At 53.8% G+C, this 21,962-nt stretch carries 18 protein-coding genes; all 18 read left to right on the top strand.

Going from position 1 to position 21,962, the window contains the following annotated elements:
- Positions 1-94 precede the first annotated feature (94 nt).
- The 18 genes from NST44_RS24270 to glnA all read left to right on the top strand — a co-directional run bounded on the left by NST44_RS24270 (position 95) and on the right by glnA (position 21,915).
- Positions 95-1,075: an aromatic acid exporter family protein gene (locus tag NST44_RS24270; RefSeq protein WP_028403553.1), complete on the top strand. Its 981-nt coding sequence runs from the start codon at positions 95-97 to the stop codon at positions 1,073-1,075.
- A 129-nt stretch (positions 1,076-1,204) separates the two neighbouring features.
- Positions 1,205-1,771, top strand: coding sequence for an outer spore coat protein CotE (locus NST44_RS24265; protein WP_007129947.1), 567 nt, complete (start codon positions 1,205-1,207; stop codon positions 1,769-1,771).
- A gap of 107 nt (positions 1,772-1,878) precedes the next feature.
- A complete protein-coding gene (locus tag NST44_RS24260; RefSeq protein ID WP_340900803.1) occupies positions 1,879-3,135 on the top strand; it encodes a putative amidoligase domain-containing protein in 1,257 nt (418 codons plus the stop codon).
- 59 nt (positions 3,136-3,194) lie between these two features.
- Positions 3,195-5,999: a DNA mismatch repair protein MutS gene (gene mutS, locus NST44_RS24255; RefSeq protein WP_007129949.1), complete on the top strand. Its 2,805-nt coding sequence runs from the start codon at positions 3,195-3,197 to the stop codon at positions 5,997-5,999.
- 301 nt (positions 6,000-6,300) lie between these two features.
- On the top strand, positions 6,301-8,280 hold the full coding sequence (gene mutL, locus NST44_RS24250) for a DNA mismatch repair endonuclease MutL (RefSeq protein WP_007129950.1): 1,980 nt from the start codon (positions 6,301-6,303) through the stop codon (positions 8,278-8,280).
- Between the two features lie 17 nt (positions 8,281-8,297).
- The gene (locus NST44_RS24245; RefSeq protein WP_007129951.1) at positions 8,298-9,077 is read left to right on the top strand and encodes a class I SAM-dependent methyltransferase; all 780 of its coding nucleotides are present in this window, start codon (positions 8,298-8,300) and stop codon (positions 9,075-9,077) included.
- On the top strand, positions 9,067-10,014 hold the full coding sequence (gene miaA / locus NST44_RS24240; protein WP_007129952.1) for a tRNA (adenosine(37)-N6)-dimethylallyltransferase MiaA: 948 nt from the start codon (positions 9,067-9,069) through the stop codon (positions 10,012-10,014). The genes NST44_RS24245 and miaA overlap by 11 nt, the downstream gene beginning before the upstream one ends.
- 54 nt (positions 10,015-10,068) lie before the next feature.
- On the top strand, positions 10,069-10,308 hold the full coding sequence (gene hfq / locus NST44_RS24235) for an RNA chaperone Hfq (protein ID WP_007129953.1): 240 nt from the start codon (positions 10,069-10,071) through the stop codon (positions 10,306-10,308).
- A gap of 262 nt (positions 10,309-10,570) precedes the next feature.
- A complete protein-coding gene (locus tag NST44_RS24230; protein ID WP_213615126.1) occupies positions 10,571-13,252 on the top strand; it encodes a transglycosylase domain-containing protein in 2,682 nt (893 codons plus the stop codon).
- 98 nt (positions 13,253-13,350) lie between these two features.
- Entirely contained in the window at positions 13,351-13,695 is a 345-nt protein-coding gene (locus tag NST44_RS24225; protein ID WP_007128026.1) for a transposase, read from the top strand.
- Entirely contained in the window at positions 13,632-14,552 is a 921-nt protein-coding gene (locus NST44_RS24220; RefSeq protein WP_340900801.1) for an IS3 family transposase, read from the top strand. The genes NST44_RS24225 and NST44_RS24220 overlap by 64 nt, the downstream gene beginning before the upstream one ends.
- A gap of 91 nt (positions 14,553-14,643) precedes the next feature.
- The gene (locus NST44_RS24215; protein WP_028403546.1) at positions 14,644-15,201 is read left to right on the top strand and encodes a DUF402 domain-containing protein; all 558 of its coding nucleotides are present in this window, start codon (positions 14,644-14,646) and stop codon (positions 15,199-15,201) included.
- A complete protein-coding gene (locus NST44_RS24210) occupies positions 15,201-15,860 on the top strand; it encodes a YdcF family protein (protein ID WP_028403545.1) in 660 nt (219 codons plus the stop codon). The genes NST44_RS24215 and NST44_RS24210 overlap by 1 nt, the downstream gene beginning before the upstream one ends.
- Before the next feature lie 82 nt (positions 15,861-15,942).
- Entirely contained in the window at positions 15,943-16,926 is a 984-nt protein-coding gene (locus NST44_RS24205) for an AAA family ATPase (RefSeq protein ID WP_213615124.1), read from the top strand.
- A gap of 126 nt (positions 16,927-17,052) precedes the next feature.
- Positions 17,053-18,339, top strand: a complete 1,287-nt coding sequence (gene hflX / locus NST44_RS24200) for a GTPase HflX (protein ID WP_213615122.1) — start codon at positions 17,053-17,055, stop codon at positions 18,337-18,339.
- A 449-nt stretch (positions 18,340-18,788) separates the two neighbouring features.
- The gene (locus NST44_RS24195) at positions 18,789-20,042 is read left to right on the top strand and encodes a methionine gamma-lyase family protein (protein WP_213615120.1); all 1,254 of its coding nucleotides are present in this window, start codon (positions 18,789-18,791) and stop codon (positions 20,040-20,042) included.
- An 82-nt stretch (positions 20,043-20,124) separates the two neighbouring features.
- Positions 20,125-20,535 (top strand): MerR family transcriptional regulator, encoded by a 411-nt coding sequence (locus NST44_RS24190; protein WP_007129961.1) that lies wholly within the window; start codon positions 20,125-20,127, stop codon positions 20,533-20,535.
- 51 nt (positions 20,536-20,586) lie between these two features.
- Positions 20,587-21,915, top strand: coding sequence for a type I glutamate--ammonia ligase (gene glnA / locus NST44_RS24185; RefSeq protein WP_007129962.1), 1,329 nt, complete (start codon positions 20,587-20,589; stop codon positions 21,913-21,915).
- The last annotated feature ends 47 nt before the right edge of the window (positions 21,916-21,962 follow it).

Genomic DNA, 21,962 nt, shown 5'->3' with positions numbered 1-21,962 from the left:
GCAGAGGCTGAAGCCGGTTGTGAATGACATGAAAATAAGCTAGGATGGAACAAGATTGAACTTGATTATCCACGCTTGGGGGCTTTTGATTTTCATGGGATTTCGTGTCATTAAAACCGCTGTGGCAAGTCTGCTTGCCATCCTAATAACCGATGCTTTCAATATACCGGGGGCTACGTCCGCCGGTCTTCTTGCGATCCTTGGCGTCGACGTCACCCGCAAGCGCAGCGTTATCTCCATCTCGTCGCGTTTCTTTGCGTCGCTGCTGGGGCTGGCGCTGGCTTGTATTTTATTCTATCTGCTCGGGTTCCATTATTGGGTACTCGCGCTATACATACTGCTCGCCTTTCCTCTCATATCGAGGGCGAATTTCAAGGAAGGCATCGTCACCAGCTCGGTTGTTGTGTTCCGGGTGTTCCAGGGAGAAGAGATTGCGCCGGACATTATGCTCACTCAGGTTGCGCTGCTCGTGATCGGCCTCGGCTCCGCAATGCTTGTGAATCTGGTGTACATGCCCAATAGCGAAGGAACCATGATGGACATCCGGCGTAAGGTGGACGGGCTGTTTTCCGTGATCTTCAGTCATTTCTCCCTGACTTTAAGAGATCCGGAGCATATCTGGGACGGAAAGGAAATGATCGAGGCCAACCGTCAGATCGACCGGGGGATTGAGGAGGCGAAACGGGCATCGGAGAACCAGATGATCCATCCGGACGGAGCGTGGAACATCTATTTTTATATGAGAAAGGAACAGATGGAGAATATCCAGAGCATGATGCATCAAATCTCTCAGGTATACGAGAGGCTGCCGCACGGGATTCTCGCTGCCGAGGTATTCGAGCAATTAAGCAAGGATGTCATATCCGAGGGATATACCGGCAAATCGGAAGCTTTGCTTAATGAGCTGGAGGAACGTTTCAAGAAGATGGAGCTGCCGGCCACGAGGGAGGAGTTCGAGGTCCGGTCGGCGATTCTCCAGCTGTGCCGCGAGCTTGCTTATTACTTGAATATTTCAAAGAAATACAAGGCCCCTACGGCCAAAAAACCGCAGAAGCATGCGGGTTCCGCAGGCTGAATGCGATAATTCTGAACGTTTCTTTCAATTTTTTTGGCATCATCCGAATTTATTTGGACCACTTCATTCAACATTCGCCCATGTCGTGCATACACATGTATGGAATGAGTGTAAGGAGGAGGTTCGAAGATGTCATTGAGTCATAAACACCAATGTAGAGAAATCATCACGAAGGCGATCTGCGGCAAGGGTCGTAAGTTCTCTACCGTAACACATACCGTGACTCCGCCTAATAATCCGACCAGTATTTTGGGGGCTTGGATTATAAACCATCAATACGAGGCGGTTGCCGCCGGAGACGGAATTGAGGTTATTGGTACTTACGATGTGAACATCTGGTATTCCTATGACAAAAATTCGCAGACCGACGTGGCTAAAGAGACGGTATCTTATGTAGAGCGCGTACCTCTCTCCTATCTGGATCCGAAGCATCGTGCTTCAACGGTTGAAGTGTCGGCGGAAGCGACACAGGAGCCGAGTTGTGTGGAAGCTAGCGTATCCTCCAATGGCACGAGTGTCATTCTACGGGTAGAGAGAGAGTTCGCGGTAGAGCTTGTTGCCGAGACGAAGGTGGTCGTCAAAGTGTGCAGCCACCATCACGGCGACTATGAAGACAAAGAGTTCGACTACGTCCTGGGAGACGGAGACGACGATTACGAAGACCTGGACTATGAAGGTCTGGAAGATGAATTGTAAGTTAACCCTCCATCAGGGAAGCTTATAATCCAGCATATGCGGTGAAAGCAGCTTTGCGGAGGGCGGATGCCCTCTTTTTTATTTTATTTTTGAGGGGGCCGGCTAATATGGCGCTGACCATGGGAACAGCAGGGGAACAACGCGGATTTGCCGTTCTTGACGGCTCTGCTGCAGCGCGCGCTGCGGCTAGATTGTCGAGAGCCGGCATACCGTGCCGGCTTACCGCAAGGCCCGAGCCGGCAGCCGGCTATGCGGCCAGATACTCGGTGCGCGTACGGGAGCTGACGGCCGAATGGATAAGGCATGATCAGACCGGAGGCGGCAGCACGCGCCATGAGCCGGAGCATGGCAGCGGAGGATATGCCGACGGCCTTCACCGGAGGCTGGAGAAGGCTGCCGTGCGTTCGCTGTACACATTGGGTGCCGAGGAAGGGGAAGTCGTTATCGCGGCTCGGCCCGGCCGCAGATATGTAGTGGAGGAAATTCGGCTCCATGGATCTCCCGGCGGGGCCGTTATGAGCGCCAAGGCTGCTCCAGCAGGACGGTACGATCGCCGGAGCTTGGGAGGTACGGAGGCGGGAGAGGGGAATCTGCTGCTCGGAATGGACCCCGAATTTATTCTGATGAAGGATAACGGGGAGATCGTCCACGCATCGGAGTTTATGCAGCGCGGGGGTCTGGCCGGTAGTGATGCCGTACGGTTTCGCGGAGAAGTCATTTACCCGCTGGCAGAGCTGCGGCCTGATCCCAAGGCGCAGCCGAAGGAGCTGATTCGCGAGCTGCAGCGGGCGATGCGTGAAGCGTATGCCCTCATAACGGACCGGACGCTGTCGTGGCGGGCGGGGGCATTGCCTTATAGGGATTTTCCGCTCGGCGGCCATATCCACTTCAGCGGCGTGCCGCTGAATATATCGCTTCTACAAGTGCTCGATAATTATTTGGCACTGCCACTGGCTCTACTGGAAGACCCGCAGGGACGGCAGCGCAGGCCGCGCTACGGATTTCTGGGCGATTTTCGCCGCCAGCCGTACGGCGGATTCGAATACCGGACGCTCCCCAGCTTCCTGATCTCGCCCTTCGTGACCAAGTTTTCGCTAGCGAACGCATACTTGGCGGCCAAATACAGCGACCTGCTGCCTGCCAGGCCGCTGAATGCCGAGCGGTACCACCGCGCGTACTATGAAGGCGACAAGGCCGTGCTCAGGGAATGTGTTCCCGGCTGGCACCGGGATCTGTCAGCGCTGCCGGAATACCCGCAGTTTGCCTTCGAAATCGAAAAGGCGCTGTCGTATATCGAAAGCGGCCGGACGTGGGATGAGAGCAGGGATATCCGGCCGCTTTGGAATATTCCTTCGATGCCGTGAGACAAAGGATGCATTTCTGTTATAATAGAGTTCAGCTATAAACGGCATGGAGGTAAGTCATGGCTAAATATACGCCGATGATCGAGCAATATTTGAAAGTGAAGGAACAAGCGCAGGATGCGTTTCTTTTTTTCCGTCTGGGCGATTTCTATGAAATGTTTTTTGATGATGCGATTTTGGCTGCCAAGGAGCTGGAAATTACGCTGACCGGCCGCGAGGGCGGAGGCGCCGAGAAGATTCCGATGTGCGGCGTGCCTTATCATTCGGCAGAAGGCTATATTCAGCGTTTGATCGAAAAAGGCTACAAAGTGGCTATATGCGAGCAGATGGAGGATGCATCCGTCACGAAGGGCATGGTCCGCCGGGAGATCGTCCGGGTCGTCACGCCGGGAACGATCATGGAAGGCAAGGCGGTTAGCGATAAATCCAACAACTATATGGTGTGTGTAACGGAGGCGGGAGGTCTTCTGTCTCTTGCCGCATGCGATCTGTCGACCGGGGAGCTGTACGTCACCTCGGTGCCATTCTCCGAGGAATGGCTGAGGGATGAGATTAATATTTACGAGCCGTCCGAAATTATCGGGGATGCCAAGCTGCTGGAGATCATTGCTTCCCAGGCGCTTCCCGGCAGCCGCAACGTGGTGCATACGGCATGGGAACGCCGGGAGGACGGTCTGGTCAAATCGCAATTCGGCGAGGCTGCCTGGGCCCGTCTTGAGGAGGAGCGAAGAGCGTGCATCTCTCTCTTGATCTCGTACCTAAGCGAAACCCAGAAGCGTTCGCTCGGCCAGCTGACCCAGATCGATTCCTATGAACCGGGGCAATTCATGGTTCTCGATCCGTTCACCAGACGCAATCTGGAGCTGGTCGAAACGGTGCGGGAGCGGTCGAAGAAAGGCTCGCTGCTGTGGCTTCTGGATCAAACCGAGACGTCGATGGGAGCGAGGCTGCTGCGCCGCTGGATCGATAAGCCGCTCTTGTCCCGTGCGCGGATCGAGGAGCGGCTAGAGGCTGTTGAGCATCTGTACAACCAGTACATACTGCGTGAAGATTTGCGGATGGCGCTGAAGGAAATTTATGATCTCGAGCGTTTGGTAGGCCGGATCGCATTCGGCAGCGCCAACGGCCGCGATCTGAATGCGCTGAAGCTGTCGCTGCGGCAAGTCCCGGCGCTGAAGGAGCTGTGTGCGCAGTCAACCTCCAGTACGCTTCGCCGATTGGCGGAGGAGACCGATACATGCGAGGAATTGTATCAGCTTATCGAGGATGCCATCGTGGATGAACCGCCGGTTTCGGTGCGGGACGGGGGAATCATTAAGCCCGGTTACCATGAGCGGCTCGACGAGCTGCGGGAAGCGAGCACGAACGGCAAACGCTGGATCGCGGAGCTTGAAGCGAGGGAGCGCGCCGCAACGGGGATTAAGTCGCTTAAGATCGGCTACAACAAAGTGTTTGGCTATTATATTGAGGTCACGAAATCCAATTTGTCCTCATTGCCGGAAGGCCGGTATGAGCGCAAGCAGACGCTGGCGAATGCCGAGCGGTTCGTCACGCCTGAGCTTAAGGAGAAGGAAGGACTGATCCTTGAAGCGCAGGAGAAGATGGTCGATCTCGAATATGCTCTGTTCACCGAGCTGCGGGACAAGCTGAACATGCAGGTGTCCAGATTGCAGAAGCTGGCCGAAAGAATCGCTGAGATGGATGTGTATCAATCGCTGGCTGCGGTCAGTGCGGAGCACCGGTTCGTGAAGCCGGAGCTGAGCGATGGCTATGATTATATCGTCGAAGGCGGACGCCACCCGGTGGTGGAGGCGGTGATGAAGGATTCGGCATTTATCGCCAATGGAACGGAGCTGCGCAAGGAGGGTTCTTCCATCCTGCTGATCACCGGTCCGAACATGGCGGGAAAAAGCACGTATATGCGCCAGGTTGCGCTGCTGTCGATTCTGGCCCAGATCGGCTGCTTCGTGCCGGCGGAGCGCGCCGTCATTCCGCTGGTTGACCGCATCTTTACCCGGATCGGGGCCGCTGACGATCTGATCGGAGGCCAGAGCACCTTCATGGTGGAGATGGCCGATATTCAGGTCATGACCGAGAAGGCGACACCCCGAAGCCTCATCATTATTGACGAGCTGGGACGGGGAACCTCCACGAGCGAGGGGATGGCGATCGCCCAAGCCGTGATCGAATATGTGCATGACCATATCGGCTGTAAGGCGCTTGTGTCGACGCATTTCCATGAGCTGGCCCATCTGCAGGAAAGCCTTAAGGGGCTTAGCAACTATTCGATGGCCGTTCAGGAAAGCGGGGACAAGGTGCATTTTCTGCGCAAGCTGATTCCGGGCGCCGCCGACAGCAGCTACGGCATATACTGCGCACGGCTGGCAGGTCTTCCGGGCAGCATCATCGATCGTGCCTACGGACTGCTGCAGGGCCTGGAGCAGGCTTCCTTGGCCGCTGTCGCTTCCGAGCATGGCGCTGCGCTCCAGCGTATCGAATCAGCACAAGGAGGCACTGTAGGAGGTTATGCCAACACGCGACAGCATGACGTTGTCAGGGAAGCGGTGGAGGCAGCCGAGCCATTGGCGAGGGCAGGATCAGAAAGCCTTGAGAGCCGCGAAAACGGCAGAACCGGAGAGGTGATTCAGCTCTCGATTTTTGACGATGAGGCTGTCAGAGAGCCGCAAAATGCCGCAATCGGCAAGGAGAAAGCGGCTTTTGAGGAGGCAGGCGCCTCCGCTTCGCAGGATCCGTCCGTTCGGGCGCTCATCGAAGCGGTGAAGGGTGCAGACCTGATGAATATGACGCCGCTGCAAGCGATGCAGCTATTAAATGATCTGAAGATGAAGGCGAAGGATATGTAGCGGTGATTAGCCGAATCGCAATCGTAACCAGTCTGCATTGTGATTCAAAGCTGATTTGCATTGTGATTCAAAGCTGATTTGCATTGAGGCTCAAAGTATTAGCAGCTGCACAGAGCTCCATTGTGACCCAAAGCTGTTTTGCAATCTTAGCTACATTGTAGTCACATTGTAGTCACATTCTAGTGAAAGCTGCGCTGTAATTACAGAAGTTTTGTTCACGAAGTAAGTAATGGTAATTGAGCCTGCAGTTTATAAGACGAAATTGCATTTAAATTCAGCAAGGAAACGGAGGTAGGGGATCATGGGAAAAATTCGCGTATTGGACGAGCATATTGCGAACCAGATTGCAGCCGGTGAGGTGGTTGAACGGCCTGCCTCCGTGGTGAAGGAGCTTGTGGAGAACGCGATCGATGCCGGCAGCACGAGAATCGACGTGGCCGTCGAGGAAGGCGGCCTGGACAGCATCCGCGTAACGGATAACGGCTCCGGCATCGATCCCGACGATTGCGAGACCGCCTTCTACCGGCATGCGACGAGCAAGATTGCCGAGGGGCGAGATCTGTTCCAGATCATCAGCCTCGGATTTCGGGGCGAAGCGCTCCCTTCGATCGCGGCGGTGTCCAAGGTGCGCGTCGTGACGTCGAATGAACAGGACGGCCGCGGGCGTAAAATCGAAATCGAGGGCGGCAACCTGCGTGTGAACGAAGAGACCGCTGCGCCTAAAGGGACGGATTTCCTTGTCAGGGAATTGTTTTACAACACGCCGGCAAGGCTGAAATATATGAAGACGATTCAAACGGAGCTGGGCCATATTTCCGATTATATGTACCGCTTGGCGCTGTCGAGACCGGATATCGCGTTCACGCTGCGCCATAACGGCAACACTCTCCTGCAGACGCTCGGAAACGGAGATGCTTTGCAGGTCATCGCGGCCATTTACGGCACGCAATCCGCGAAAGCGATGATGAAAATCGAAGCGGAGAATATGGACTATACTCTTCAGGGGTATATTAGCCGCCCTGATTTTACCAGAGCCAACCGGAACGGCATGTCCTTGATCGTCAATGGACGATATATTCGAAACTACGGTCTGATGCAGGCGGTGCTGAAGGGATACCATACGCTCCTGCCGATCAACCGGTACCCGCTCGTCGTGCTTCAGCTGTCGATGCACCCGTCGCTAATCGACGTAAACGTCCATCCGTCCAAGCTGGAGGTCCGCTTCAGCAAGGAGCCGGAGCTGTTCTCGTTCATAGAAGAAGCGGTTCGGAATGTGCTCCGGCAGGAGATCCTCATTCCGCGCCCGGCTAAGCAAACGATCGGCAAGAGCGATAACGCTTTTATCCAGGAGCAGCTGAATTTTCCTGCTCCATCCTATGGAGCGCCGGCTCGCGGGGAGCGTGCGGAGATCCCTCAAGACGGCTTGGGCGGCAAGCCCCCGGGTGAATCTTCTGGGCGTGAATTCCGGCGGGAGACGGCCCCGAGACCGGATTCGCTGCAAGAATCCGTAACGGGCTCTTCCGGAGACTACAAGGAATGGACTGCACAGCAGCCGCAGATGAGGGAAACGGCTGCGGCGGCCGCGTATCCTTCGAAGCCAAGCTATGAGGACCGTGCGGCGGATCGCAGATCGGCCAATGTGCCGGCCGTCACGAAGGAATGGATGGCGGCGGCATCGGGCCCGGCTCCGGACATTCCGCCGTTTCCGCAGCTAACCTATATCGGGCAGCATCATGGAACCTATATTATCGCGCAAAATGAGACCGGCCTGTATCTGATCGACCAGCACGCGGCTCATGAGCGCATTAACTACGAATACTACTATGAGCAATTCGGCAAGCCTGCGGATGCCTCGCAAGAGCTGCTGCTGCCGATAACGCTGGAGTTCACGCCTTCGGAAACGGAGAAGGTGAAGGAACGCCTGCATTGGTTCGAGAAGGCCGGCGTATACATGGAATTTTTCGGAGGGAACACCTTCCTGGTCCGTTCCCATCCGTTCTGGTTCCCGAAAGGCGATGAGAAAGCGTTGATCGAGGAAATGGCCGAGTGGGTGCTGAACGAGCGGCACATCGATATTGCCAAGCTAAGGGAAGCTTCCTCGATCATGTGCTCCTGCAAAGCCTCGATTAAAGCGAACCAGAAGCTGACCGAGCAGGAGGCCATGACGCTGATCCGGCGTTTGGCCGAATGCCGGCAGCCGTATACCTGCCCGCACGGACGACCGATTGTCGTCTCCTTCTCCCCGTACGATTTGGAGAAAATGTTCAAGCGCGTCATGTAAAAGCAAGGAGGAAATTCATGATTATTACAACTGGAGAAGCGGAAGCGCCTGACATCGTTGAACGCGCCAAGCGCTTAGCCCAGGAAACCGGCTGCCGGTATGTTCCAAGAGGCGGCCAATCGTTAAGAAAGCTGGCCCGCCGGATGGGCGAAGAGGACGTGCTGGTCGTCTTGCACGAGCATGTCCGCTTAAGCGGTCCGGATGGCTCGGTCACGGAGTTTCACCCCAGCATGGGCTTTGTAAGGCTGAAGCGGGTGCTTCGCGGCAAACCGGACCCGATGCTGGAGGCTTCGCGCATGGAGGAGGGCGACTCGGTGCTCGACTGCACGGCAGGGCTGGGCGCGGACGCGCTTGTTTTTTCCGGAAAAGGCGGGCCGAACAGCCGCGTGGTTGCACTGGAGAGCTCCCTGCCGCTGTTCGCGATGCTGAAAGAGGGGCTCAGGACCTATAAGAGCCAGTTCGAGGCGAGTGATCAAGCGATGCGGCGCATTATGGTCAAGCATGGACATCATTTGGAATATTTACGGTCGCTGCCGGACCGAAGCGTCGATATCGTTTATTTTGATCCGATGTTCCGTGATCCGATTACAAGCTCCGACTCGATGAATCCGCTCAGACTCTATGCGAACGGCGAGCCGCTGGATGAGGAAAGCGTGAAGCAGGCGGTCAGAGTGGCCCGCAAAACCGTTGTCATGAAGGAAACGCGGTACAGCGGCGAGTTCGAGCGATTGGGCTTTACGGTCATGCAGCGGGGGCAGTCGAAAACTACGTACGGAGTGATATCCATTGACAGTTGAATCCAAACCGAGATTGCTTGTTCTGATCGGTCCTACAGCCGTCGGCAAAACGAAAATGAGCATCGAGATCGCCAAAGCCTTTAATTGCGAAATTATTTCCGGCGATTCCATGCAGGTATACCGCGGCATGGATATCGGGACCGCCAAAATTACGAAAGACGAGATGGAGGGGGTTCCCCACCACTTGATCGATATCCATGAACCGGATTACCCTTACTCGGTGGCGGAATTTCAGGAGCAGTCCCAGCGCTTGATTACCGAAATTACGGAGCGCGGCAAGCTGCCCTTCATCGTCGGCGGCACAGGGCTTTATGTCGAATCCGTCTGCTACGGCTACCAATTCAGCGAGAGCGGAGCGGATGAGGAATTTCGCAAGGAGCAGTTCCGTTATGCGGATGAATACGGGGCGGAGGCGCTTCACCGGAGGCTTGCGGAAGTGGACCCGGAGAGCGCGGAGCGGCTGCATCCGAACGATCTGCGCCGGGTCGTTCGTGCTTTGGAAGTATTCCATGTGACCGGCATCCCACTTTCGTCCCAGTTGGCCCCTCAGAAGAAGGAGTCTCCGTACCGATTATGCCTGGTCGGTTTGACAATGGACAGGCAAATGCTATATAACCGTATTGAAGAGCGAATCGATCTGATGTTGAAGCAGGGGCTCGTCGAAGAGGTGGCAGCGCTAATGGAGAAAGGGTTCGGCCCCGGGCTTGTTGCGATGCAGGGTCTTGGCTACAAGGAAATCGTTTCGTATCTTCAAGGGGAATGCAGCTATGAGGAAGCGGTGACGCTGCTCAAGCGCGATACCCGCCGGTTTGCGAAGAGGCAGCTATCTTGGTTCCGCCATATGAAGGACATCGAGTGGGTAGACGTCACCGACTCGGGAAATTTTTCTGCGAACTATCAAAAAATCCGTGCTATAATAGCAGGAAAGTTTCACTAATATCTTGAATATATTCTTCAAAACAATCTAATTGAACCATTGGGGGTACGGCTAATGAACAAGTCCATCAACATCCAAGATACGTTCTTGAACCAACTGCGCAAAGAGAACATCCCGGCTACGGTATACCTGACCAACGGCTTTCAGATCCGTGGAACGATCAAGGCTTTTGACAACTTTACCATCGTGATTGACAGCGACGGCCGTCAGCAAATGGTGTACAAGCATGCCATCTCCACGTTCATGCCGCAGCGCAATGTTTCCCTGATGCAGGATAGCAGCAACGATCAATAAAATTCACGGATTTTTGCACGATATGCTTGGGATAATGTCTCTATACCTGGATTTCCCTAATCATCGCTGCAATCATGAGGTCATTAGCGGCCCTGGCTTCTTGGAATGATCGCGTCCTGATTAACTTGAAACTTTTTGGTTTATATTTCGTTTAGTTTATAAGGAGTGCAGAGAGCAACCTGAGAAGGTTGTTCTTTTCTTTCCGAGAGTCTGTAATGTGTACAGAGTTTTGTATCCCGCAAGGGAGCAAGGAGGGGGACAAATGGCTGGAAGAGATAACGAGATGTCCAGGGTGAACAAAAACAAAGATAACCCGAAGGCATCCAAAGGATCCAAATCAGGGTCGAAGAAGAAGAAAAAAGGCAGAGGCAAGCGGATTGCATGGGCTTTGTTTTTTACGGCGGTTATCGCCATATTTTGCGCCCTGGCAGGGTATCTGTTTATCTTGGTCAGCGGCGAGAAGCTTCTGGATCAGAATAAGGATAAACTGACCGCTTACGGTACCTCGAAAGTATATGATCGACAAGGCAATTTAATGGGCGAATTGTCGATCCAGAAGAGCGATCCGGTTGAATACAAGGATATTCCGGAGCAACTGGTTAATGCATTTATAGCAACAGAGGATAGACGATTCTGGGAACATAACGGCGTCGACATTTGGTCGATCGGCCGCGCTGCCGTGAAGGATATTATGGCCCGTTCCATGGTGGAGGGCGGAAGTACGATCACCCAGCAGCTGGCGAAAAATATTTTTCTGACCCGGGACAAAACCTTCTTCCGCAAAGCGACCGAAATGTCGATCGCGCTGGCGCTGGAGCGGAAGCACAGCAAGGAAGAGATCATTGAAATGTATTTGAACCGGATTAACTTCGGCGGACCTTACTACGGCATTAAGGCGGCTTCCGAGCGTTATTTCGGCAAATCGGATCTTAAGGAGCTTGAGTTGTGGGAAATGGCAACGCTGGCCGCCATGCCGAAGGGGCCTTCCCGGTACAACCCGCTGAAAAATCCGGAGCTGTCCAAGGAGCGCCGTGCGGTCGTGCTGACGCTGATGGAGCAGCAGGGCTATATTACGGCCGAAGAGGCCGAGAAGGCGAAGAAAGTCGATTACGACTATACGCCGCCGGAAAGAAAGCAGAAATATACGGCCTTTATCGACTACGTCATGGATGAGGCTGAGGAGAAGTGGGGGCTTACCGAGGACGATTTGAATATCGGTGGCTACCAGATCTATACGACGATGGACGCGAACGCCCAGCAGGCGATGGAGGAAGAATTCAACAATCCGGCCAACTTTGAAGAGAGCCCGGATGAGGAGATCGTTCAAGGCTCCATGGTTATCATTAATCAGGAGAACGGCGGGATCGTGGCGATATCGGGCGGCAGAGAGTATATGCGCGGCGGATTCAACCGTGCGACCGACAGCCGTCGTCAGCCGGGCTCGGCACTGAAGCCGATCGTGTCGTATGCGCCGGCTCTGGAATCCGGCAACTTTACGAAGGATTCCAGGCTGAGCAACAAGAAGCAATGCTTCGGGGATTACTGTCCGAACAATCTGCATGGATACTCCGATACGATCAGCATGCCGGAAGCGATTCAGCGCTCCGAGAACATCCCGGCGGTATGGCTGCTGAACCAGATCGGGGTTAAAACGGGGGTCGAGTTCGCCAAGAGTCTGGGCATCCAGATGACGGAGGCCGACGCGAACCTGTCCCTGGCTCTTGGCGGCATGAATTCCGGAACGAACACGTTCGAGATGGCTCAAGCGTTCAGCGCATTCGCCAATGGCGGCGAGCTGAAGGAAGCATTCGCAATTAAGGAAATACGGAATAATCAAGGCAAAGTCGTGCATGAGAATAAGGGAAGCAAGGGCAAGCGAGTCATGAGCGAGTCGACGGCTTCCCAGATGACGGAAATGATGGAGCGTGTCGTTCAGGACGGAACGGGCCGGAATGCCCGGATCAGCCGTCCGGTTGCCGGTAAAACCGGCACGACGCAAAGCGGCTACGAAGGCATCAGTTCCAACCGTGACGTCTGGTTTGTCGGTTACACGCCGGAACTGACGGCGGCCGTATGGATGGGATACGACAAACCGAACAAGCAGCATCTGCTGAAGCGAAGCAGCTCAATGTCCGCAGCGCTCTGGGGCAAGATTATGGAGAAGGCGGTTCAGTCCTATGAGCCGAAAAACTTCCCGAGCACCGAGCCGGCCCCGCCGGTGGTGGAGACGCCGAAGCTAGAGCCTGTCAGCGGCCTGACCGGATCTTATGACGGCGCGAATCAGACCGTCTATCTGAGCTGGAATGGCGTTCAGGGCAGCGGCATTCAATACCGGATTTACCGCCGGGAAACCTCGGAGAGCGAATTCACGCGGATTCTGAATGCGGTGAACAGCACCTCCACGGATGATATGAGCGCGATGGAGGGGCTGACGTACGAATATTACGTAACGGCCTATGACCCGGCAACGGATCAAGAATCCGAGCGCTCGAACGTGCTGCAGATCGCTGCCGTATCCGAGCTGCCGCCGGATGATCTTGAGCCGGATCCGGGGGATATTGAGGATGTAATTCCGCCGGATGAAGGAGATGCCGGCGATGGCATCGACATACCAAATGGCGAAGACAACGGTAACGGCCAAGATAACGGCAACGGCCAAGGCAATGGAAACGGCCAGGGCAACGGCAATGGTCAAGGCAACGGAAATGGAAACGGTCAAGGCAATGGCCAAGGAAACGGCCATGACAATGGCGGTACCAATCCGCCTGCGGACGGCGGACAGGGCGATGGATCCGGGTCGGATGCGGGTGATGGCACGGGCGGCGAGGATTCGGGAACGATTGAAGGCACCACCGATTCGGGCAACGTCACGACGGTTCCCGGAACCATCGTGGAGCCGGATGTTCCGGCCACCGAGTCTGATCCTAACCAAGTTAGTCCATAATGAACAAAGAAGCCTTCGCGGATAAAGTGATATTATCCCCTTTAAGTAGACAGTGTGTAAAAAGCGCATTAAAGTCTACTTTGGAGGGGATTTTTTCCATGGGCGAAATAAGAAAGACATATGACATCGAATTTAAGCGCAAGGCTGTTGCGATGTTCCTGGAGGAAGGTCTTGGCTACAAGACGGTAGCCAAGACCTTGGGCATCGATGATAGGATGGTTCGAAGATGGGTGGCTCACTACGAGCGAGAAGGAATTGAGGGTCTCAAGGAAAAAAGAGGCACCTCGACGGGTTCGAAGAACGGGAGACCGAAGAAAGCCAAAACATTGGAGGAAGAAGTCCTGCGGCTGCGAGCGGAGAATGCCTTGCTAAAAAAGCTATGGGAACTGCAAAGGGGGCAAGAGCAAAGCGACGTCAAACCTACCAAGCCATCGAAGCGCTAACTAGCAACTTCCCCGTGGCCTTGCTGTGTGAACTGGCAGGTATCGCTCGAAGTAGTTACTACAAATGGGCAGCCAGAAAGAATAATCCAACGCCCAAACAGATCGATGAGCAGGCTCTGAAAGAGAAGATTCTAGAGTGCCATACTCAGCTAAAGGGCATTTACGGATACCCACGGATTCGTGTCTGGCTAAAGAAAACCTTTGGCTTGAACGTCAACCATAAGCGTGTGTACCGGCTGATGAAAGAACTGGGGATTCGTGCGCGTATTAGGCGAAGGAAGCCATACTTTGGCCGTCGGGAGGCAGGGATTACCTCAACCAATGTACTGAATCGGGATTTTAACGCCACGGCACCCAATACGAAATGGGTCACCGATGTGACCTATCTGCCAATCGGCTCTCGCTTTCTGTACCTGTCGGTTATTTTTGACCTGTATAACAACGAGGTGGTTGCCTTTCGGATCGGACGCCACAACAATTTAAAGCTTGTGCTGGAGACCGTACAAGCAGCTGTACATAAACGCAAAGTAGCCAACCTGCTGCTCCACAGCGACCAGGGCTTCCAGTATACTCACAAGGAGTACCATGCTTTTTTGAAGCGTAAGAAAATTAAAGTGAGTATGTCGCGTAAGGGAAACTGCTGGGATAACGCTTGTATCGAGAGCTTCTTTGGACACCTGAAGTCAGAATGTCTTCGACTCGACACTTTCTCGACCGAGGAAGAGCTCGTAAAGGCAATTGAACGATATATCCATTTTTACAACCATGAACGTTTTCAACAAAAACTAAACAACCTTAGTCCGGTTGAGTACCGAACTAGGGTTGCTTATGGCTGCTTTTTTAGGCTGTCTACTTGACAGGGTTAAGTTCAAAGCGAGGGCTTCTTTGTTTTGAGTGTGAAACCTAAATGTGGTAAGCTGGGAATACGATATGGGGAGGAAGAGTTCCATGAAACGTAAATTCGGAGATCGGGCAAATTGGCGCCGTATCACCCGCCGGCACTTCACTTCCCGGTATGTGGATTCCGAGCAATTCACAGGGTACCTGACCTTATACACCATATATGGCCTGAAAGAACCATTATGGAAAACCTATGGCCGCCATACATACCGCATTGCGGACAAAGGCTACTCTTGGCTGCAGTATTATCCGAAGGACAGCCATTATATCGTTACGGCCATGTTTGACGATAAGCGAAACATCGTGCAGTGGTATATCGATATTTGCAAGAAGCAGGGCGTAACCGACCAGGGCGTACCGTGGTTTGATGATTTGTATCTGGACGTTGTGGTCGTCAGCAACGGCGAAGTATTTTTGCTGGATGAGGATGAGCTGGAGGATGCCCTGAACCGCAATGATATTACCCGCGACGACTATCGGTTGGCCAAAGTAACGGCGAAAAGCCTGCTCCGGGCGATCGATGCCCATGAATTCCCCTATTTCATGATGTCTCTGGAGCATCGGCAGCAGCTATTTCATAACGGCGAATTCAGGAGGAAGTCATAATGCGGCAGGAAATAAACGGAGAAGAGCGGGTTATACGTTCCAAGACCGGGAAGAAACTATGGATGAAGAGGGCTCTGTATGCGCTGCTTACCCTCGTTGCGGCTGGCGTATTATGGTCAGGGTATGCGTATTGGAAAATCGAAAGCGCCGTCAGCAATCCGGCTGACAAGGCGGACGTCGGCATCATACTCGGGGCATCCATGTGGGGAGATCAGCCGAGTCCGGGGCTCCGCGAACGGCTTGAGCATGCTCTCACCGAGTATAAGGAAGGGCGGTTTGGCACGTTTATCGTAACCGGCGGACTCGACAAGCCCGGCTATCCTTACACCGAAGCCGAAGGGATGCGCAATTATTTAGTAGCGGCGGGTGTTCCGGAGAGCGACATTTTTTTGGAAAACGAAGCGACCAGCACCTATGAGAATTTGCTGTACAGCCAGGCAATTATGAAAGAGCAGGGATGGAAGACCGCGATCATCATCACGCATGATTATCACGGCACTAGATCGATGGAAGTGGCGGCGACGCTCGGCTATGAGCGGCCAACGGTTTCGCTGACGAAATCTACCGTGCTGCCGATGGCGAAGCATAAATCCAGGGAAGTGCTTGCCTATACGAAATGGACGGCCGATCGGCTTCTGATTGCAGCCGGGCTCCTATGAGGACGAAACTTCTAATAAGCAGGCTGTCAGTAGAATACATTGGAATAGATAGTCAGCCCTTTGGATAAAGAGGTGAGGAGCTATGAACGGGCGAGTAACGGCCGCAAACGGCCGATCTGAAGGACGGCCATCCAGACAGATTAATGTCGTGCTCCGCAGCGCGGAACCTCCGCTTATCAGCAGCGCAGTTCCCGAGCGGGAACCGTCCCCTTCGCCAAACCCTGTTTCCCAGCACAGTCTATTCCAGGAAATACAGAAGGAGCTGGATCAGCTTGTAGGTTTGGATCAAATTAAAGAGCTGGTTTTTGAAATTTATGCCCTGCTTCAGGTGGCCCAGATGAGATCAGAGGCGGGCTTGCTCAGCGGCGGTCATGTATTCCATATGATTTTCAAGGGAAATCCCGGAACTGGCAAAACGACGGTAGCCCGCATCATCGCTAAGCTGTTTCAGAAGATGGGGGTGCTCAATAAGGGGCATCTCGTCGAGGTAGAGCGGGCGGATCTCGTCGGCGAATACATCGGCCATACGGCACAGAAAACGAGAGATTTGGTGAAGAAGGCGCTGGGCGGTATTCTGTTTATCGATGAGGCGTACAGCTTGGCGCGGGGCGGCGAGAAGGATTTCGGCAAGGAAGCGATCGATACGCTGGTAAAAGCGATGGAGGATCACAAGAATCAGTTTGTGCTCATTCTGGCCGGCTACAGCGATGAGATTGATTTTTTTATGAGCACGAATCCCGGCCTGCATTCCCGTTTTCCGATTCAGATGGAATTCCCGGATTATAATTTGGATCAGCTGATCCAAATCTCCGAGCTGATGGCGAAGGAGCGCGATTACATCCTCATGCCCCAGTCGCTCGGGAAGCTCAAGGAGCATCTGCAGAACGAGAAGGAGCAGCGGCTGCATGCGTTCAGCAACGCCCGTTATGTTCGCAATTTGATCGAGAAATCGATCCGCAATCAATCGGTCCGTCTTCTGAATCAGTATGTCACGGGGAACCCCGGAAAGCTGGAGCTGATGACGCTTCGGCCGGAAGACTTTAAATTAAACGGAAAATTACAATGATTTGCCGCGGTTTTTCGGCCATAATGAAGAGGTAACGCAGCATTCGCTTTGAAGGGTTGGTTTAGAAGGGGCGAATGCGGGTTGTATATGTTTTAAGGTACGTTATTGTTCAAAGGAGCTGGATATATGGCAAATATAACACATGATACCTCGACCGAGATTGAAGATAAAGCGATATTGGTGAGCTTGGTGACCGATGCGGTGAAGCGCTCAGGCATCAATCCGGAGCATTCGCTGCAGGAGCTGGTGCAGCTTGCCGAGACGGCAGGCGTGACCGTGCTGGATGTCATCACGCAGAACCGGGAAACGCCGGATTCGAAATGGTTTATCGGTAAAGGAAAAGTAGAGGAGCTGCGCATGGCTGTTGACGGCCTCGGAGCGACTACGGCTATTTTTGACCAGGAGCTTTCAGGGGCCCAGGTTCGTAATCTGGAGGAAGCGCTGGATGTGAAGATCATTGATCGGACCCAGCTGATTCTCGATATTTTTGCACAGCGGGCCAAGACGCGAGAGGGCATCATCCAGGTTGAGCTGGCGCAGCTCACCTATTTGCTGCCGCGTCTGTCGGGTCACGGCAAGAACCTGTCGCGCCTCGGGGCAGGGATCGGGACACGCGGACCGGGTGAAACCAAGCTGGAGACGGACCGCCGGCATATCCGCGACCGGATCAGCGATTTGAAACGCCAGCTGGATGAAGTAACGCGGCATCGCAATCTTCACCGCGAGCGCCGCAAGAAGAGCGGTGCCGTCCAGGTAGCCTTGGTAGGCTATACGAATGCGGGGAAGTCCACCCTGCTGAACCGTCTGACCAATGCCGACGTTTACATTGAGAATCAGCTGTTCGCAACACTCGACCCGACCTCCAGAGTGCTGGAGCTGCCTAGCGGCAAGGAAGTCGTGCTGACGGATACGGTCGGATTCATTCAGAACCTGCCACATGATCTGGTAGCGGCATTCCGCGCAACGCTTGAGGAGGCCAACGAAGCGGACCTGATTCTCCATGTGGTCGATGCGTCCTCCACGATGCGGGAGGAGCAGATGGCGGTCGTCCAATCGATTCTGGAGGACCTCGGAGCAGCGGATAAACCGCAAATTGTCCTGTTCAATAAGAAGGACGCCTGCCAGCCGGAGCAGCTAGAAATGCTGCCTTCCGGAGACGGCTACTTGAAGATCAGCGCTTATGATGACGAAGATTTGACCAGCGTCCGCGAAACGATCCAGGAGCGTTTATCTGGCGGGAACGTGACGTTCCGGATTCCGGCTGACCGGGGCGATTTAAGCTCGGTTGTGTACCGGGTAGGAGATGTCATTGAGCAAACCTTTGACGAGTCCGATATTTTGTACGAGGTGAGGATCAACAAGGCCGATTACGAAAAAATGGGATATCTTCTGGAGGATTATGTCCAGCAATGAGCGGCATAGCGGCAGCGATCGTCTACATGGTTGTTGTCTATAGTCATGGTTGATTGTCTATCGTTAGGCCGCATGCCGGCGGTGAAACCGCGGATGATAGTATGCTTGTTGCGGGATGAAGGACGGATCGTGAAAGTAAGCGAGGCATGAATCAGAATACGAAATCAATTGCAAGTAGAGCCCCAATTCCGGGGCTTTATTTGCGGTTGGGCGGAGTTGGCCGACCCGGATACTCTTAAAAGAAATGGTTGGACCAATGATGGAATCAAGGGGAACCGCGGGTGACAGGGCAGGCCTGTCCGTGCGGCGTTGTAAGGTGGTCCGCTGCCTTATGCCTGAGGAGAGAAGTAGATCATGCAAACGGATCGAGAGGTCAACGGTCGCAACCACCAAGCGAAATATGTTAAGATGTGAGACATGATGTGTTATAGAGGAGAGAGCTGTACGAGATGGTGAAATTTTCGCAAGATTTAATGGATTTAAGCGAGCAGATTGAATGGAACATAGCAGATCGGGTACGTGAGATCGACCGGATCGTAGACTTTAACCAGTGGAAGGTGATCGATGCTTTCCAGAAATACCAGGTGAGCGACTATCACTTCGCGAATTCCACCGGTTATGGATATAATGATCGCGGGCGGGAAGTGCTGGACGAGGTGTATGCGGAAGTGTTCGGGACCGAGTCCGCGCTGGTACGTCCGCATTTTGCTTCCGGGACCCATACGATTTCGGCTGCGTTATTCGGCGTGCTGCGCCCGGGGGATGAGCTGCTGTATATTACCGGACGACCCTACGATACGCTGCATAAGGTCATCGGACAAGCGGGCGACGGCACCGGCTCGCTGCGGGATTTCGGCATCGGGTATGGAGAGGTAGCGCTGACCGAAGAAGGCGGCATCGACTGGGAAGGTGTGGAGAAGGCGATTAAACCGGAGACGAAGGTTATCGGGATTCAACGCTCCAGAGGATATGATTGGCGCTCTTCTTTCACGGTGTCCCAAATTGGCGAGATGGTCAGCCGGCTCAAAGCGATTCGCGAGGATTTGATCGTGTTTGTCGACAACTGTTACGGTGAATTTACGGAAACGATGGAGCCTACCGAGGTTGGCGTGGATTTGATGGCCGGCTCGCTGATCAAAAATCCAGGAGGAGGCATTGCAGAAACCGGAGGGTATATTTGCGGCAAGGAATCCTACGTGGAACTGGCCGCTTACCGCTTGACCGCTCCCGGCATCGGACGCGAAGTGGGGGCTATGCTCGGAACGACGCGCTCGATGTATCAAGGGCTGTTTCTTGCCCCTTCCACGGTTGGACAGGCGGTGAAAGGAAGCCTATATGCAGCGGCTATGTTCGAAGCGGTCGGCTTCATAACCAAGCCAGGCTGGAAAGAGACGCGGACCGACCTGATCCAAGCGGTGTCGTTTACAAGCCCGGAGCATCTGATCGCTTTCGTGCAAGGTATTCAGAGAGCGGCAGCGGTTGACAGTCACGTCGTGCCTGAGCCGTGGGACATGCCGGGTTATGAGCATCCGGTGATTATGGCGGCAGGAACCTTTATTCAAGGAGGAAGCCTGGAGCTGTCCGCAGACGCGCCGATTCGTGAACCCTATATCGGTTATATGCAGGGCGGGCTAACCTATTCTCATGTTAAATACGGGGTACTTATGTCACTTCAACGAATGAAGGATCGCAATCTCTTGTGAGTTATTCTTACATGCGGTTGACGCAGCTGATCAGGAAATGTACAATAAGATCAGAATAGACCACTTGGAAGGTTGATGAGATATGGGTGATGAGATTCGGAGGAATATGGCGTTATTTCCGATTGGCATCGTGATGAAGCTTACGGATTTATCCGCCAGACAAATTCGTTATTATGAACAGCATAATTTGATTGTCCCCGCACGCACATCTGGTAATCAGCGCCTGTTCTCCTTCAATGATGTCGAGCGTCTCCTGGAGATCAAGGCATTGATTGAGAAGGGCGTCAATATCGCCGGCATCAAGCAGGTCATGAACCCTGTCACGAAGGAGTCCGAGGAGGCTACCGTGATCACTGCGGATACGGAAAGCAAACGCCGGGAAATGTCGGAGTCTCAGCTGCGGCGTTTACTGAAGCAGGAATTGATTACCGCTAAAAGACCGGGTCAGGTTTCATTGATTCAAGGGGAGTTATCCCGGTTTTTTAATAAATAAAGAAGCAGTTTAATTCTTGACCAAGCCATTCATGACAAAGGAGAGGGTAAAGTGAGTTATACCAAAGAGGACATACTACGCATTTGCAAAGAGGAAAATGTTCGTTTTATCCGCTTGCAGTTCACGGACTTGCTCGGGACCATTAAGAACGTTGAAATTCCGGTAAGCCAACTGCCTAAAGCGCTTGATAATAAAATGATGTTCGACGGCTCTTCCATCGAAGGTTATGTGCGTATCGAGGAATCCGATATGTATCTGTACCCGGACCTGGATACGTTTATGATTTTCCCATGGGTATCCGAAGATCGCGTTGCCCGTATGATTTGCGACGTGTATCTGCCTGACGGCACACCTTTTCCAGGTGATCCTCGCGGTATACTCAAGCGATGCCTGAAGGAAGCCGAAGAAATGGGCTTCACCTCGATGAATGTCGGCCCAGAGCCGGAGTTCTTCTTGTTCAAGACCGATGAAAAAGGCAATCCGACGATGGAATTGAACGACCAAGGCGGATACTTTGACCTCGCCCCTACAGACCTTGGCGAGAACTGCCGCCGCGATATCGTATTGACCCTGGAAGAGATGGGCTTCGAGATCGAAGCTTCCCACCACGAGGTAGCTCCGGGGCAGCATGAAATCGACTTTAAATATGCAGACGCCGTAAAGGCGGCCGACCAGATTCAAACCTTCAAGCTGGTAGTTAAAACCATTGCCCGCCAGCATGGTCTGATCGCTACGTTTATGCCGAAGCCGCTCTTCGGTGTGAACGGTTCGGGTATGCACTGCAACCAATCGCTGTTCAAAGGCGCGGAGAATGCATTCGTTGACGAGTCGGATGAGCTCGGACTGAGCAAGACGGCGCGGCATTACATGGCCGGTATCCTGAAGCATGCCCGTGCATTCACGGTGATTACGAACCCGACGGTCAACTCGTATAAGCGTCTTGTACCAGGCTATGAAGCTCCTTGCTACGTGGCATGGTCTGCGAGCAACCGCAGCCCGATGATTCGTATTCCGGCTTCCCGCGGACTGAGCACGCGGATTGAGGTTCGTAACCCGGATCCGGCCGCTAACCCGTACCTGGCCCTGGCGGTTATGCTGAAAGCCGGATTAGACGGCATTAAGCGCGAGCTGGCGCTGCCAGCGCCGATTGACCGCAACATTTACGTGATGAGTGAAGAGGAGCGCATCGAGGAAGGCATTCCAAGCTTGCCGGCCGACCTGAAGGAAGCGCTGAATGAGCTGGTCCGCAACGAGGTGATTTGCGAAGCGCTCGGCGACCATGCGCTGGCTCACTTCTACGAGCTGAAAGAAATCGAGTGGGATATGTACCGTACGCAAGTTCACCAATGGGAACGCGATCAGTACATCACCATGTATTAATAGAGGAATCCCTTGCGCCGTATGGCGTGGGGGATTTTTTTGCTTGG

It is taken from the genome of Paenibacillus sp. FSL W8-0919 (genome assembly GCF_038003785.1).
GTDB lineage: Bacteria > Bacillota > Bacilli > Paenibacillales > Paenibacillaceae > Paenibacillus_AQ > Paenibacillus_AQ lactis.
Note: the sequence above shows the minus strand (reverse complement) of the source record. Positions and strands in the feature narration are given on the sequence as shown.